This is a genomic window from Nocardia jejuensis NBRC 103114, from assembly GCF_001613145.1.
Classification (GTDB): domain Bacteria; phylum Actinomycetota; class Actinomycetes; order Mycobacteriales; family Mycobacteriaceae; genus Nocardia; species Nocardia jejuensis.
Genome location: NZ_BDBU01000047.1, coordinates 36,697 through 53,187, shown reverse-complemented (window position 1 = coordinate 53,187; position 16,491 = coordinate 36,697). Strand labels below are relative to the sequence as shown.

The 16,491-nt window shown below is 70.0% G+C and carries 5 protein-coding genes; 1 reads left to right on the top strand and 4 read right to left on the bottom strand.

Translation table 11 applies throughout. The features are described 5' to 3' along the window. Window positions 1-1,290, bottom strand: coding sequence for a glycosyltransferase (locus NJ1_RS31180; RefSeq protein WP_067701516.1), 1,290 nt, complete (start codon window positions 1,288-1,290; stop codon window positions 1-3). 119 nt (window positions 1,291-1,409) lie between these two features. Between NJ1_RS31180 and NJ1_RS31175 the strand changes: the two genes are divergently transcribed. Next, a complete protein-coding gene (locus NJ1_RS31175; RefSeq protein WP_067701513.1) occupies window positions 1,410-2,411 on the top strand; it encodes a Gfo/Idh/MocA family protein in 1,002 nt (333 codons plus the stop codon). Here NJ1_RS31175 and NJ1_RS31170 read toward each other — a convergent pair. From NJ1_RS31170 to NJ1_RS31160, 3 genes are read right to left on the bottom strand one after another with little or no spacing between them, the layout of a single operon-like run. Further along, window positions 2,394-3,488, bottom strand: coding sequence for an alpha/beta hydrolase (locus NJ1_RS31170; protein WP_067701510.1), 1,095 nt, complete (start codon window positions 3,486-3,488; stop codon window positions 2,394-2,396). The genes NJ1_RS31175 and NJ1_RS31170 overlap by 18 nt on opposite strands. Then, window positions 3,485-6,163 (bottom strand): thioester reductase domain-containing protein, encoded by a 2,679-nt coding sequence (locus tag NJ1_RS31165; RefSeq protein ID WP_067701507.1) that lies wholly within the window; start codon window positions 6,161-6,163, stop codon window positions 3,485-3,487. Before NJ1_RS31165 ends, NJ1_RS31170 begins: the two co-directional genes overlap by 4 nt. Continuing rightward, window positions 6,160-16,410 (bottom strand): type I polyketide synthase, encoded by a 10,251-nt coding sequence (locus NJ1_RS31160; protein ID WP_067701503.1) that lies wholly within the window; start codon window positions 16,408-16,410, stop codon window positions 6,160-6,162. The genes NJ1_RS31165 and NJ1_RS31160 overlap by 4 nt, the downstream gene beginning before the upstream one ends. Between the last annotated feature and the right edge of the window lie 81 nt (window positions 16,411-16,491).

Genomic DNA, 16,491 nt, shown 5'->3' with positions numbered 1-16,491 from the left:
TCAGGCCGATACGTCGGCGGTGAGTTTTTCGACCGCGTCCGCGGTGGCGCGGATCCCGTTCTCGGCCGAGACGACACGGCCCAGTTCCGCGGCCCGGTCGCGGGCCTCGGGGGTCAGTGTCGTGGCCAGCGCGTCGTGCAGTCGATCCTCGGTGAGCGAGGGATAGGGGAAATCGGCTCCGATGCCGAGCGCCGAAATCCGCCAGCCGTAGAAGAACTGGTCGCTGTGCACCCCGATCACCACGGCGGGCAGTCCGGCGCGCAGGACGTCGTGGGTATTGCCGCTGCCGCCGTGGTGCACGACCGCGCGGCACCTGGGCAGCACCCGGTCGTAGTCGAAGGAGTCCAGTACGTACAGATCGCGGTCGTAGCCGATGCCGCGCGGGTAACCCTCACCCTTGACCGTGACCAGCGCGCGCACGCCGAGCCGGCGGCACACGGTCGCGATCAGATCGCAGGACGCGGTGGGGTCCAGGATCGGCATTCCGGTCATGCAGAAGTAGACCGGCGGTTCGCCCTCGTCGAGCCATTCGGTCAGCGCCGGATCGACCGTTTGCTCACCCCACGCCTCGCGCATGTGCGCCGGCAGGACGGGCGCGCCGACGACCGTGGAGCGCTCGGGCCAGTCGGCGGGCTTGGGCAGCAGCACCGGACTCACCATGTGCACCAGCGGGATCGAGTCCTCGCGGATGCGCTTGAACGGGTTGCGGGGCTTGCCGGGCAGCTCCATCATCTCGCGCACCCGGCGATCCATCTTGCGGTAGGCGATGCCGTAGGCGAGCTCGAACGCCCAGTAGCTGGCCAGCCGCAGCCGCCGCGAGGAGATCATGTGCTTGACGGTGAACGAGGACGGGAAGTCGCCGGTGCGCTCGAGCGGGTACGGCAGGCCGCCGATCACCCGCTGGCCGGTCTTCTCACGGCGCTCCATCGCCCACGGCAGGGTCGAGGCGCACGAGACGATCACCTCGGCCGAGTCGCAGGCTTCGCTGAGCACCTGATGCATCTGCGCACCCCGCTCGCCCGCCATGATCTTGACCGTGTCGAGCATGATCTGCAGGAACGGCAGCGGATTGCCCGAGGACAGTCCGCGTTTGGCGGCGGGGGACTCGAGCAGCTCCGCGGAGTTGAACGGGATGACGTGTGGTTCGAAGCCCGAGCGGCGCACCACGTCGGCGTAATTCTCGGTCGCGGTGATCTCGACATGGTGTCCGCGGGAACGCAATTCATCGGCCAGCGCGAGGTACGGCTGATGATCGCCCCGGGTTCCCGCCGTCAACAATGCGATGCGCATGCTCTCGCCTTCCGTTCGTAATCTGCTGGGATGCTTGGGTATTCATGAAGCGAACCCCGCCGGCGCCGGGCCCGTGTAACGGCCCGGACGTGCTCCGGCGGCGGTGTTAGTGTCTGCGGATGACCGAAGACACACGCCCCGGCCTCCGCATCGGGATTCTCGGTGCCGCCGCCATCGCGCCGTCCTCCCTGATCGCACCGGCCGGACGGAACCCGGATGTGGTCGTCGCGGCGATCGCGGCTCGGGACGGTGCGCGGGCGCGGGCGTACGCGGACAAGCACGGCATCGCGCAGGTCTACGACAGCTATCAGGCGCTGATCGAGGCTCCCGATATCGACGCGGTCTACGTCCCGCTGCCCAACGGCCTGCACGGCCGCTGGACCCGGGCGGCCGTCGAAGCCGGCAAGCACGTGTTGTGCGAGAAGCCGTTCACCGCCGACGCCGAGGAGGCGCGCGCGGTCGCGGCGGTGGCGAAGGCCTCGGACCGCGTGGTGATGGAGGCGTTCCACTACCGCTACCACCCGCTGATCACCGCCGCGGAGCAGATCATCGCCTCCGGTGAACTGGGCACGCTGCGGCGCGTGGAGACCGCGCTGAGCTTCCCGCTGCCGAAGTTCTCCGATATCCGCTACGACTACGACCTCGCGGGCGGTGCGCTCATGGACGCGGGCTGCTACGCCGTGCACATGGCGCGGGTGCTGGGCGGCGAGGAGCCGACGGTCGTCTCGGCCCGGGCGAAACTGCACGATCCCCGGATCGACCGCGCCATGAGCGCCGAGCTGGCCTTCGAGTCCGGGCACACCGGGCGCATCCGCTGCTCGATGTGGTCCACCGACGTGCTGCGGATCAGCGCCACGGTGATCGGTGAGCGCGGACGGATCACGCTGCTCAATCCGGTGCTGCCCCAGTACGGTCATCTGATGCTGGTGCGCTCCGAGAAGGGAAGGCGCATAGAGCGTTTCACGCGTCGTCCCTCGTACGACTTCCAGCTCGACGCCTTCGCGGGCGCGGTGCTGCACGGTGAGCCGGTGGCCACCACGCCGCAGGACGCGGTGGCCACCATGACCGTCATCGATGCCGTCTACCAAGCCGCCGGCCTGCCCCTACGCGTTCCGAGCTGAGGTCGAGTCCCGCGCGGACACCTCGTCCAGGAAATCGACGATGTGCCCGAACACGTCCAGGGCCGCGCCGCGGCCGATGAACGTGTCCAGATGCCCGTACGACGGAATCTCGGTGTAGCGCACCTCGACTCCCGGGTTCCGCGCGGAAAGCACGTCGTAACACAGCTTGTTGGAATCGAGCCAGGCCTCGTTGCGGCTGCCGGTCAGCAGCAGCACGGGGCAGTCGATCCGGTCGGCCTGGTCCAGGGCGTTCTCCGGAAGCGCGTGGTAGCGCTCGTCGTCCACGTTCCAGCGCACGACGGCGTGCGCCAGTTCCATCTGGCGCAGGTGCGGTAGCACCGAGAGCGGGATCGCGCCGAACAGTTCGGAGAGTCGATCGTGGGTGCGCGCGTGCAGCTGATCGTGTTCGAACAGCTTGGCGCCCATGCCCCAGCCGTGCTGGACCATCCGGCAGGTGGGGTCGGGGCAGTCGCCCTTGCGCGAAAGCGCGGCGTACAGCAGTGTGCGCTTGGACCACAGTCCGACCTTGCGGAAGTCCGAATCCAGATGGGTCATGCGCGAGCCGATCAACTCGCTGCCCAGCAGCACTCGCATTCTGGCCGAGGTCGTGACCTTCGGGGTGAGGAAGACGCCCTGCGCGACGACCCCGGCCAATCCGGGGAGCAGGCCGCCGGTCATGCTCAGCGCCAGGGCCAGCGCGCCGATGCAGTGCGCCACCACGAACAGCGGACGTTCGCCGATCCGCTCCCGAATCCGATCGACCGCCGCCGGGAGGTCGTAGAGGGCCACATCGTCGACGGTGTACGGGCGGCCCGATTCGTTGTGCGGGAGCCGGGAACTGCCGCGCCAGTCCAGCAGCCACGACTGGTATCCGGCCTCGGCCAGCACATCGGTGACATTGCGGATCTCGGGCAGTGCGAACATCTCCGAGGAGATCCCGTGCCCGTGCACCAGCAGCACCGCGGGCGCGTCGTCCGGGCCGACCCGGTGCAGCCGAAGCTGTACGCCGTCGGCGGTGGTGAACGAAAACGATTCCGCGGCAGCGAGTTCCGCACCTGTCGAGCGCAGTCCGGTCATCGGCGGTTCTCCTTACGCAGGGCGCGGCGCAGATCCAGCAGATCGGTGCCGACGCGCAGCATCGGTTCCAGCACGCTCTTGCCGAGTTGACCGCCGAACCAGCTGAGCCACAGCAGTTTCGCTAGGCGCTGCTGGCGTTCGGGCAGTCTCGGATCGATCTGGATGCCGTCGATCTGGTCGGGCAGATAGGTGTGCATCGGCACCGAGACCTCGCCGGTGTACGCCGCGGGCTCCCCGGCCCGGCCGATCTCGATCACCTGGGTGCCGAGCTGGCGGACCAGGCGGCGCTGCGCGGCGGCGAACTTGTAGCCCTCCAGCCACCAGCTGTCGCCGGACGAATCGCGCAGTGTCAGCCGATAATGCATGATCGGGTGCCGCACCTCGTGGCGCAGCGGGATGCCGTCGTGAGGTCGCACCACGGCGGTGCCCTCGACCACGAGCGGGTCGTCGTGCAGACCGGGACAGCGCAGTTCGCCGCTCACGTCGAGGGTGCGCGCCACGAACACCTGTGCGCTGCTCGCGACGGACAGCGTCAGGCGCAGATCGCACGGGAAGTCGCGGGTCTCGCCGATCGGGCCCGGAATCCGCACGGTCTCACCCGCGGGCCCGGGGAATCGAACCGTCTCGTCGATGGGACTCAGTGTGCCGGAAAGTGTTTCGTTGAATCGGAGGTAGGGTTCCGCGTCCGGCGGCGTCGTGGAAGCCATGGCCGCGAGCAGCGCGCCCCGGGCCGCCGGACCGTTGACGAGCGGTGCGGGCAGGCCGTGCGCGGCCACGAAGGCCTCGGTGCGGGTGGCCGAGGACGGCGAGGCGGTGACCATGGCCGCGAGCTGACGGCGGGCCGCCGGGCTCTGCAGCACCTGTGCGAGCGATTCCAGTTCCGGTACCGGGGTGTCACGGATGGCGCGCACCGTGTCCTCGCACCACTGCTCCCAGTGCTGCACGCGCACACCCAGCCCGCCGACGGTGGTTTCGGCGACCATCTGCTCGAGTGAGGTGGGTGTGCCGGTGAGGTGATAGGTGTGCCCCCACGCATCGGGTGTGCCGACGATCTCGGCGGCGATCCGGCTCACCCAGTCCACCGGGGCGGCATTGAGGTACCGGAAGCCCGGCACCGTGCGAAATCGCATGAGCGCCGCGGTGATTCCCGCACTGAGGTCCTGCGGATTGTGCGCACCGGTCTCCGGATGGCTGCCGATCCCGCCGGGGCGCAGGACGGTCACCACCAGACCGTGCTCGGCCGCACGGCGCAGTACCGCCTCCGCGGCCCACTTGGAGCGGTCGTACCCGATCGGCAGCCGCGACACGTTCGCGGTCGGTTCGTCCTCGGCGAGTACATCCGCATCGGATCCGTTGAACACCGCCAGCGACGAGATGTGATGCACGGGTTTGGGCCGACCGGTGCACGCCAGCTCCGCCAGGGTCAGCGGACCGAGCACATTGGTGCGGCGCAGCGAGGGGTACCCGCGCAGGAAGTCCACCGCCGCACCGGCGTTCACGATCGAGTCGATTTCACCCGCGAGCGCGTCCCATCGCTCGTCCGAGAGCCCGAGCCGAGGTTCGCGCAGATCGCCGGCCAGCGGCGTCACCCGCCGCAGCACCTCCCTCGACCACGGCAGCGCGAAGCGCCGCAGCGCCTGCTCGAGCCTGTGCGTGGCAGCCTGATCGTCCTGTGCCCGGACCAGGCACACCACATGAGCCTGGCTGTGCCGCAACAGATCCAGCAGCAGATGACTACCCAGGAACCCGGTGGCCCCGGTCAGCAGAATCCGCTGCGGTGCGACCGGTCGCGGCGCATCCACCACCGGCAGCCTGTCCGCGCCGCCGAGATCGGCGAACAACTGGGCGAGGTCGTCGTCCATCCCGGTGTCGGGCCCCTGATCGGTCTCGGCGCGCACTGCGACCGCGTGGTGGCTGTGCGTCGATTCCGGAAGGGTCGGTGTTCGTGTGCCTGTGCCCGGGAGACCGGCTGGTGTCCTCGCGACCCGGGGGTCGGGACCGGAGTTCGCGTCGAGTGCGCGCGGTCCTGCGTCGGATGCGGCGGGGGAGACCGTGGTGCGAGGCTGTCGTTCCGGATGGACCCGACCGAGCGCCCGGGACTCCGGGTCGGTCGGCGTGTCGTGCTGTGGGCGTCGTGATCGCGGATTGTCCGCGAGCCACCGGCGGGCGAGTCTGCGGGGACGCGCGTCGAAGAACACCGTGTCGAGGTCCGGGTGGATGCCGAGTTCGCTGCTCAGCGCGGCGACCAGTTCGACGGCGGCGATCGAGGTTCCGCCCGCGTCGAAGAAGTCCGTGTCGGCGTCGATCGGTGAGGCGGTGAAGCGGTTCGCGAGTTCGGTGATCGCCGAGGCCAATTCGTCGGCGTCCCAGGTGCGCGGACCGCGTCGGTCGGTCGTGTTCGGCGCGGCGTGTGCACCGGAGGGGTGTGTGTCGGCCGGAGCGTGGCTCCGCGGTGCGTGCTGTGCGTCGATCAGCACGGCAGCGGAGTCACTCACCAGCGAGGAACCGGGTCGGTGCTCTCGCTGTGCGTCGGGCGGGCGTGGTGGGGCGGGGGTGTTGGTGCGAGCCAGGAGGGCGGCGACGTCGAGGGTGGCGCCGCGCTCGAGGGATTCGGCGCGGGTGCGGCGGTCCACGGCCGGGTTGCGGACCGAGGCGGGTTCGGCGGGGCCGGTCATCGGGTGTGCTCCTGGTCGATCGGCTGGATGTCCCAGGAACGGAAGGCCCGCAGGCGAGCCGGGGAGATCGCCACCTCGAAGTGATGATCGGGGGTACTCGCGCTGCCGAGCAGGCGAGCACCGAGACGGCGGGCGGGTTCGTTGCGGGCGGTGTGCTCGAACGCGATGCGCACGCTCACACAATCCAGCGCCTCGGCTCTCTCGGCGATATGGGCGAGCAGACGTTCCTCCACGCCCCGGCCCAGCGCGCGGCAGCTCAGCTGCCAGCCGTCGATCCACAGGGAGTCGCCGTCCTTGCGCAGCGCCACGACCGAGATGAGGCCGTAGTCACCGAAGCGGTCACCGGCGGTGGCGGTCCAGACCTCGCCGCCCGCTCGCCAGCGATCGAGCTCCTCGGCGGTGACCGGGGCCAGGGTGAACTGGGTGGTGCGCCGGATGAGCTGGCTCGCCCGTTCGACGGTGGCCTCGGTCAGCGGTTCGGTGTCGACTCGCAGCTCGAGCTGAGTCAGGAAGTCCGCGAATTCCGCTGTGGCGCGGGCTTTGTCGCGGTCCTGTTCCTGGCGGTAGAAGTCGGCGCGGGCACGGTCCTCGGCGGTGGCGGCGATCGGAGTCATCGGCCACAGCCGGGTCAGGAACGCGCCCAGATCCTCGGCCGGGGGAACGGTGACCGACAGGACCTCGGGCAGTTCGGCGCGCATCCGCGCCACCTCGACGGGGTTGTCGTCGAGGTAGCAGAAGGTGTCGAGCCCGAGCCCCAGTTCCTGCGCGATGGCTTCCAGCCGTTGGGGTTTGGCGTCCCAACCACAGGAGACGGCGGCGAAGTCCTCTCGGTGCAGGAGGCTGTCCGGACGAGCCAGAACGGCCTCGACCACATCCTCGTCGTTGTTCGTCACCAGCACCAGCAGCGTTCCCGCCGCGCGCCACCGCGCCAACCGCGTCGCCAGCAGCATGCGCGGCGCATCGAAAGTCACTGCCGTGGAGCCGAGTTCGCCCGCGGTGCCGCTCCAGAGGGTGTCGTCGCCGTCCACGGCGATGACCTTGGGTGCGGGTTCGGTGACGGCCGCGACCGTCTCGACCAGCGTCAGCGCCACGGCGGCCTGGAATTCGGGGGAGAAGGGCAGATGAGCCAGGATCTCGGTGCGATCGTCGAACGGGTTGTCCACCTGATGGATTCGCGTCCATTCGTCGGTGTCCAGCACGGCTACGCCGGGTATCTCACGCAGGCGCGCCGAGACGGTCCGCTCCCAGGCCAGGAAGCGATCCTGCTCGGTGGCCGTGGGCAGGAGCCCGACGATGATCGGCTTGCGGGTGCGTTCGGTGACTTCGCGCACCGCTGCGGGATAGTCCTCGGCGAGTTCGGCGAGCACATCGTCGGTGATCGCGCCGAACCGCTCCAGATCCGCGGCGCGCAGCAGCACGACGCCCAGCGCCGTGGAGGGCGCGGCGAACACGCCCGAGGGGTCGCGCAGGCAGGTCAGCATCTGGTGATACGGGGCCTCCGCGACGGTGATCGGGGTGCTGCCGGTGGCGGCCGCCGCCAGCAGTTCCGGGATTCGGCCGAGGGTGAACGTCGCGCCCAGCGCGGCACGGATGCCGGACACCGGTTGCCGCCCAACGGTTTCCGCGGGCAGCGCGGGGGCTCCGGGATCGGTGATCGCCGCGGAGATCGTCTCCAGGTACTGCGCACCGAACTCGGCGCAGCTGGTCGCGTCGATGATGTCGCTGTTGAAGGTGAACCACACCTGACCGGTATCGGGCAGCACCGCCACCATGAGGTCCAGGTCGGAGTATCCGGTGCTCACCGGGACGATCTCGGCCGCCGCCACGGCGGAGTTGGCGCGCAGATAGTTGAAGTACACCTCGACCAGCGGCGCGTTGTCGCGGTACAGGCCCGCGGCGGCCAGCGTCGCGAGCACCTCGGCGAATCCCGCGCCCGGCGTCAGCAGGGTGCGCAGCCGGTCTCCGGTGCGCCGCAGCACATCCGCGACCACCTCGTCGGTCCCGACCGACACCGGGAACGGCACGGGCACACCGAAATACCCGACCGCATCGGTGGCGTCGGCGTGCATGCGGGTGTCCACCGGAACCGCGACGGTGAATCGCTCGACCTGCTGACGGCGAGCCAGCAGCACGGTCAGCGCGCCCAGGAACACCGCGGCCGGAGTGAGCCCGAGTTCGCGGGCCCGCTCGGCCACCCGATCGTGCAATCCCTCGGGCATATCGACCGCGATCGCCCCCGCACCGTAGGTGCGTTCGGCCGGACGCGGCTGTGCCCAGGTCAATTCGAGTCGAGCCGCACCCTCGAAGTTCGCCCGCCATCGGGCCGCCGAGGTCTCCTCGCCCTCGCGACGACTCCGCTGCGCCGAGAGCAGCTGATGCATGTCCCGGTTGGTGACCGTGTCATCGAGCGGTTCACCCGAGAGTTCGGCGGCCAGCTCACCGGCCACCAGCAGCATCGACTGCACATCGCTCATGCTGTGGTGCGCGCCGAAAAGCAGGACCGGGTCGGCGGATTCGGCGTTCAGCAGTTCGAACCGCCACAGCGGCCCCGTTTCCAGATCGAACGGCCCCGCCATCAGATCCCGGAAGTGCCGGCCCACGACCGCGTCGTCGAGGTGCTCCAGATCCCGCCACCCGGCCAGCAGGCCCGGCTCGCGGCTGATCTGCAACTGCCGCCCGTGTTCCTGACTGGGTCGAATGGTGGTGCGCAGGGCCGCATGCCGGCGCGCCAGGCGCGCGAGCGCCTGCTCCAGCATCGGCTCGGTGACGGAGGCGGCCAGTCGAACGGCCACTCCACCGGTCTGGGCGGCGCTCGGGATGCCGAGTTGTTCGGTGCGCAGCAGACGCATCATGTCCCGGGTCACGGGCAGCACCTCGAACTCCGGCACTTCCGCGGCCGACTCGGCCGCGCCGGAATTCCCCTGCCGCAGTGCTTCATCCACGAGATAGTCGGCCAGGTCGGTGAGGGTCCGCTCGGCCAGAATGGTGCCAAGCGGCACCGAGACACCCGTGTGCTCACGCACCTTGTTGCGCAATTCGATCGCCATCAGCGAGTCCAGGCCGATGCTCTGGAACGTCTCGGCGGTCGCGACCTTCTCGGTTCCCGTATGGCCGAGCACCTGCCCGGTCCATTCGGTCACCGCCGTCATCACCAGGGCGAGCGCCTCCGCCCGGGGGAGGGGCCGAAGGCGTTCGGCGAAGCGCGATCCGGCGACGGCGTCGGCCACCGCGACATCGGCCACGGCGCGGCGGGTCCGGCTGCGCACGAGTCCGCGCAGCAGCGGCGGCACCGAGGGCGAGTGCCGCAGGACCTCGGTGTCGAGCAGCAGCGGCACCAGCATCGGATCACCCAGCCGCAGTGCGGCATCCAGGCAAGCCATGCCCTGCGGGACGGAGAAGGTGCGAATACCCGCACGCTCGATACGGCGAATGTCCGCCTGCGCGTAGTGGTCGTGCATATCGACCTCCCATGTGCCCCAGGCGAGGGCCTGAGCGGGCAGTCCGAGCGATCGGCGATGCAGCGCGAGCGCATCGAGGTAGGCGTTGGCCGCGGCGTAATTGGCCTGTCCCGGGGTGCCGAACAAGCCGCCGGCGGCGGAGAACAGCACGAACATCGACAGGTCCCGATCGGCCGTCAGCTCGTGCAGATGCTGTGCCGCATCGACTTTCGGGCGCAGCACCCGGTCCAGGCGCTCGGGCGTCAGCGCGCCGAGGATGCCGTCGTCCAGGACGCAGGCCGCGTGGATCACGCCGGTCATCCGCACGCCGTCGAGCACACCGGCCAGGGCGGTGCGGTCGGTGATGTCGCAGACCGCGAATCGCACCTGGGCTCCACGACTTTCGAGGTGCTCGCGCAACTCCCGGCCGCCGGGACCGTCGATGCCACGGCGGCTGAGGAGTACCAGATCTCGGGCACCGTAGGCATCGACCAGATGCCTGGCCAGCGCGGAGCCGAGCCGTCCGGGAGCGCCGGTGATCAACACCGCGCCGTCTCCCAGCGAGATCCGGCCGTCGGGCGCGGGTTCCGTGGTCTCGACACGTCGAGTCAGCCGCGGGCGCAGGGCCATACCGTCGCGCACGGCGACCTGGGGTTCGCCCGTGGCGAGCACGGCTGCCACATCCACTTCGGTATCGGCGGTATCGAGCAGTACGATGCGGCCCGGGTTCTCCGACTGCGCGGAGCGCACCAGCCCCCAGACCACGGCGCCCGCCGGATCCGGAACCTCCACGCCGGACGTTCCGTGGGCCGGGAGCGCGGTGGAGCTCGGGGAGGCGGTGGCGAACGCCGCGCCCGGTGTCACCGAGATCGCGCCGCGAGTGCGCACGAGCACAGGTGTGCGCTCGAACCGGTTGTCGCTCAGGATCGTCTGCAGGGTGGCCAGGACGTGCTGAGCGGTGTCGTGGACCTGTGCGGGCGTCGTGCCCTGGGGCACGGTCACGACGATCGCGTCGGCGGTGCCCGCGTCCGGAGAGTCCCAGTCGCGCAGCGTGAGTGCCCTGCCCGGGACGAGCGGTGGCAGCTGCGCCCACTCGAGCTGGAACAGGCGTCGATAGGCGGGAACGAGCGATGCCGCGTCCCACTGGGCGGCGACGACCGGGCGCAGCAGCAGCGAGCCGATCGACACCACCGGCTGCCCGGTCCGGTCGGTGGCGGTCAGGGCGACCGTCTCGGGACCCGAACGGGTCAGTCGCACCCGCAGCGAGGTCGCCCCCGACGCCCACAGGTTCACATCGCTCCATGCGAAGGGCAGCAGCGCGTGGTCGCCGTCCGCGCCGAACAGCGCGGTGCTGTGCAGCGCGGAGTCCAGCAGCGCCGGATGAATGCCGAACGCCGCCGCGTCCTCGTGCGCCGAATCGGGAAGTTCGATCTCGGCGAAGATCTCGTCCTCGCGTCGCCAGGCCGCGCGCAGGCCGCGGAACAGCGGACCGTAGTGGTGGCCACGGGTGAAGAGTCCGGCGTAGAGGTCCCGCACGTCCACGGCCGCCGCGCCGGCGGGCGGCCAGTCCGGGGAATCGAGCTGTGCGGGAACAGGTTCGGTGTCCTCGGCCAGGGTGCCCTCGGCGTGCAGCGTCCACCGGGCGTCGGGGTCGCTGTCGTCCCGGGCGTAGATGCGCACCGGGCGACGCTCGGCGTCGTCGGGCCCGCCGACCACCGCTTGGATCCGCACGGCGCCGCGCTCGGGAACGAGCACCGGTGCGCGCAGCACGAGTTCGCGCAGCGCCGGGCAATCGACTTCGTCGCCCGCGCGCACGGCCAGCTCGACCAGGGCGGTGCCGGGCAGCAGCACCGCTGTCGGGCTCGCGTGGTCGCCGACCCATGGCTGCAGATGGCGCGATACTCGGCCGGTCAGGGTGACGCCGTTCGAATCCGGCTGTGGCACAACGGCGCCGAGAATCGGATGGATGATGTCGCCGAGTCCCAGCGAACCGGTGTCGCGGTGCAGGCGCTCGGTCCAGAAACGCCGCTCGTCGAAGGCGTAGGTCGGCAGATCCACTCGGCCGGACTCGGGAACCAGGGCGGTCCAGTCGAGTTCGTGACCGGCGGTGTAGAGCTCGGCCTGGGCGCGCGCCAGACAGGTGGGACCGTCCTGGTCACGGGTCAGTGAGGCGACGGCCACGACTTCGCGAGACAGCTCGTCCGCGAGGGTTTTGACGGCCGTGGTCAGGGACGGGTGCACGCCCACTTCGACGAAGTACCGGAAGCCGTCGCCGATCATGCGCTCGATCGTGTCCGCGAAGCGGACGGGTTCGCGCGCATTGCGGAACCAGTAGTCGGGTTCGATCGGCGCACCTGTGACCGGTTCGCCCGTGACGGTCGAATACCACTGTGTCACGGGGATATCGGCGGTGACGTCGGCCAGTTCGTCGGCCAGGGAATCGCGAATCGTGTCGATCAGGGCGCTGTGCCCGCCGTACCCGGTGCCCGTCGCGCGCAGGCTGGTGTGGATTCCCGCGCGGTCCAGCTCGGCCAGCAGGTCCTGCACCGCGGCCTGCTGGCCGGTGATGACGGTCGAGCGGCGGACATTGACCGCCGCGACCGACACCCGGTCCTCGACATCGCTCAGCCACCGCCCGAGTTCGGTTTCGGGCAGGCCGACCACGGCCATCGCGCCCGGCTCGGGGATGTCCCGCATCAGATGACTGCGGCTGATGACGATCTTCGCGGCATCGCTCAGTTCGATCACACCGGCGCAGTACGCGGCCGCCACCTCGCCCTGGCTGTGCCCGATCACGGCATCGGGGGTGACACCCGCGGCCCGCCAGGTGGCGGCCAGCGCCGCCATCGTCGCGAACAACAGCGGCTGCACGACCGGGAAATCCAGCAGGTCCGCGTCGGTCATGGTGGTGAGGCGATCCACCAGCGACCAGCCCAGCTGTGCGCCGAATGCCTTGTCGCACTGCTCGAACTCCGCGCGGAAGGCCTCGGATCCGGCGAGCAGGTCGCGGGCCATCCCGGTCCACTGGGTGCCCTGGCCGGGGAACACGAACGCGGTCTTGGCATTGGTGAGGACCGCGCCCGCGCCGAGCAGGACATTCGGGGACGGCCGGCCCGCCACCAGATCGCGAAGCCCCTCGACCATGGCGTCCCGGTCGTCGGCGACGATCACGGCGCGGCGCTCGAACTGGGTGCGGTGCAACGCCAGTGAGCGCGAGACGGGCGCAGGTTCCAAGCTCGGATCGGCGAGGACCAGATCGAGCAGGCGTTCGGCCTGACCCCGGAGTGATCTCTCCGAGCGCGCGGAGATCGGCAGCAGCGAGATCGTGGCGCCGTGTTCTCCTTCGGCGGGAGTTCGATCGTCGAATTCGGTTGCGTGAGTGTCGGTATCGGTGATCGGATCGCCGTCGGTGCCGGTAGCGCCGAGGTCGAGGGGCGCCTCCTGCAGGATCAGGTGCGCATTGGTCCCGCTGAGCCCGAACGCGCTCACTCCGGCCCGGCGCGGCCGCTCACCGCGCGGCCACGCCAGCGCCTTCGAGGCCACCGCGATACCGCTGCGCTCCCACTCCACGTGCGGGGAGGGCACGCTCGTGTTCAAGGTGGCGGGAATCCGTTCGTGCTGCAGTGCGAGAACAAGCTTGATGACGCTGCCCACGCCCGCCGCGGCCTGGGTGTGGCCGATGTTCGATTTGAGCGAGCCGATTGCGAGCGGCCGGGCGGGGTCGCGGTCCGGTCCGAACACCCGCGCCAGCGCCCGCGCCTCGATCGGATCTCCGAGCGCGGTGCCGGTGCCGTGCGCCTCGACATAGTCGATGTCGTGCGGAGACAGACCGGTGACGCGCAGCGCGGTACGCAGAACCTGTTCCTGCGCAGCGCCATTGGGGGCGCTGAGCCCCTGGCTGCGGCCGTCCTGATTGACCGCGGACCCGCGCACGACCGCGAGCACCCGATCCCCGTCCCGCCGGGCGTCGCCGAGCCGCTTGAGCAGCACCAGACCCGCGCCCTCGGCCCACACCGTTCCGTCCGCCTCGGCGGAGAACGGCGCGCAGCGGCCCGTCGGGGACAGCACGCCCAGCTTGCTCAACTCGATGTGCGCGACCGGCGACATGAGCAGCGTCGCGCCGCCCGCCAGCGCGAGGTCGCATTCCCCCGCGCGCAGGGCCGCGATCGCCGAATGCATGGCCACGATCGAGGAGGAGCACGCGGTGTCCAGGGTGATCGCAGGACCGTGCAGACCGAGCGTGTACGAGATGCGCCCGGAGGCGACGCTGGGCGAAAGGCCGGTTCCCACTTGACCGTTGAGCTGTTCGGGCGCGGGATCGGCGAGATAGCCGGTGCCGTAGACGCCGAGATACACCCCGGTCGGGGTGCCGTGCAGGGTGCGCGGATCGCGGCCCGAGCGTTCGATGGCCTCCCACGCGAGATTCAGCATCATCCGCTGCTGCGGGTCCATCACCGCGGCCTCGCGCGGGCCGATGCCGAAGAAGGCGGCGTCGAAACGATCCAGTCCGTCGACGTAGCCGCCGCGGAAGGTGTACGCCTTGCCGGTGGCGGTCGTGTCGGGGTCGTAGAGGCCCTCGATGTCCCATCGTCCCGCGGGCACCTCGCCGAGCCCATCGTTGTTGTCGTCCAACAACTTCCAGAGCGCCTCGGGGGAGTCAGCGGCGCCGGGGAACCGGCAGGACATCGACAGGATGGCGATCGCGTCGTCATCGTCGTGTTCGATCGGGTCCTGCGCGTCGCCCGCGGGGGCGGTCTCGCCGTCCGTCGCGACGGGCTCGATCGGCGCGGCGGGCGCGAGCACGGTGGCCACGCCGTCGATGGTGGGGTGATCGAAGAACACGTTGGTATCGAGGAACCGGCCGACGAAGTCCGACAGATCCACCACGAGTTCGACCAGATCGTGTGAGCCCAAACCGAATTCGACCAGCGGCAGATGCACGTCGATGCGCTCGGGGTCCAATGCCGCCTGCTGCGCGATCTCCCGCACCAGCCAGGAACGGATGGCCTCGGCCGACGGCCCGGCCTCGGAACTCTCTGCCGTCTGTGCCTCGGCGCCCTCGGTCGTCGTGGATTCGGTTGTCGCCGTCGTCGTTTCGAGATCGTAGATCTCGTCCTCGGGCGACCACAGCGGTCCCGCCGTCAAGGTGAGCAATTCACCCGAGAGATATGCCGCCCGGCACGCGGAGCGCTGGATCTTGCCGCTGCTGGTCTTGAACACGGTTCCGGGACGGATCAGGAACACCGTGGCGAGGGTGAGCCCGTGCTCGGTCGCTACCGCGCCGCGCACGGCCGCCTCGATCTCGGCCAGCTCGCCCGGGTCCTCGGTGCGCACCTCGGCCACCACGATCGGCTGTTCACCGGTGGCGCCGATCTCGACCGAGAACGCCGCCACGCATCCGGCCCGGACGCCGTCGTGCGCGGTCTCGACCGTCGATTCGATGTCCTGCGGATAGTGATTGCGGCCCTCGACGATCAGCAGATCCTTGCGCCGGCCGGTGACGAAGTATTCACCCTCGGAACGGATTCCGAGGTCGCCGGTGCGCAGGTAGCGGCGCTCGTCTCCGGGTAGGGTCGCTCCGAACACCTCGGCGGTGGCCGCCTCGTCCCGGAAATAGCCCGCGGCCACGCTCTTTCCGGCCACCCAGATCTCGCCTTCGGCGCCGTCGGGTCGTTCCACACGGTTCTCGGGATCGACGATCGCGACCGTGATTCCCTCGACCGGGCGTCCGACGCCGACCGATTCGGCGCGAGTCCCGGCCACCGGGCGCAGGATCGGGGCCGCGGTGGTGGAGGAGGCGGTCACGATCAGGGTGGCCTCGGCCAGACCGTAGACCGGCTGATGCGATCTGGCGCGGAATCCGGCCGGCGCGAAGGCCTCGGAGAACTTGCGCATGGTGGCGGCGCGGACGGGTTCGGAGCCGTTGAACGCCACCCGCCAGCGGCTCAGATCCAGCTGGTCGAGCTGTTCGGGAGCGATCTTGCGCGCGCACAGTTCGTACGCGAAGTTGGGGCCGCCGCTGGTGTGCGCGCGATAGGCGGAGACCGCCCGCAACCAGCGTTCGGGTCGCTGCAGGAAGTGCAGCGGCGACATCAGTACCGAGTTCGCGCCCAGATAGATGGTGTGCAGCAGCGGCGCGATGAGGCCCATGTCGTGGTACATCGGGAGCCAGCTGGCGAACAGCGCGCCGTCCCAGGACTCGGCGAACGAGCGCTCGTGACCGAGCCCGTCGGCCAGCGCCGCCTGATTGTGCAGCAGGTTCTCGTGGGTGAGCAGGACACCGCGCGGCGCGCTGGTGGAGCCGGAGGTGTACTGGATGAACGCGACCGACTCCGGGCTCAGGTCCGGCTCGCGCCAGCGGGCCGCCTCGTCGTCGGTGATCAGATCGGTGGCCAGCCAGTGCACGCCGGACAGTTCCGGGATCTCCGCGCACAGGGTGGCCTGCTCCGCGACGACCCGCTGCGGCGCGAGCACCACATCGACCTCGGCGTGGGTCACCATGCGCCGCAGCCTCCGCAGTGACCGGTTGTCCCATTCGGGCAGCGGCGCGGGTACGGCGATCACGCCCGCCGCCAGGCAGCCCAGGAAGGCTTCGGCGAACTCGCGACCCGCCGGGTACAGCAGTAGGGCGCGCTGGGGTCCCGAATCCTGCAGGGCGGCACCGATGGCCCGCACCCTGAGGCCCAGATCGCCGTAGGAGACCTCGTGGACAACGCCTTCGATGTCACCACTGTCCAGGAAGCGGTACACCAGGTCGGCGGGCCGGTTCGCAATCTGGTCGAACAGTGTTCCAGTGAAAGTGTTGAGCACGAACTAACTTCCTCTACCTGGTGCAACTATGAGATTCGGTCGATCCTCGATCCCCGTCGAACGGGCGATCGCAGGTGGCGC

Bases quoted from the DNA above. Each gene is read 5' to 3' on its own strand.
- NJ1_RS31180 (WP_067701516.1), bottom strand. From the start codon at position 1,290: ATGCGCATCGCATTGTTGACGGCGGGAACCCGGGGCGATCATCAGCCG.
- NJ1_RS31175 (WP_067701513.1), top strand. From the start codon at position 1,410: ATGACCGAAGACACACGCCCCGGCCTCCGCATCGGGATTCTCGGTGCC.
- NJ1_RS31170 (WP_067701510.1), bottom strand. From the start codon at position 3,488: ATGACCGGACTGCGCTCGACAGGTGCGGAACTCGCTGCCGCGGAATCG.
- NJ1_RS31165 (WP_067701507.1), bottom strand. From the start codon at position 6,163: ATGACCGGCCCCGCCGAACCCGCCTCGGTCCGCAACCCGGCCGTGGAC.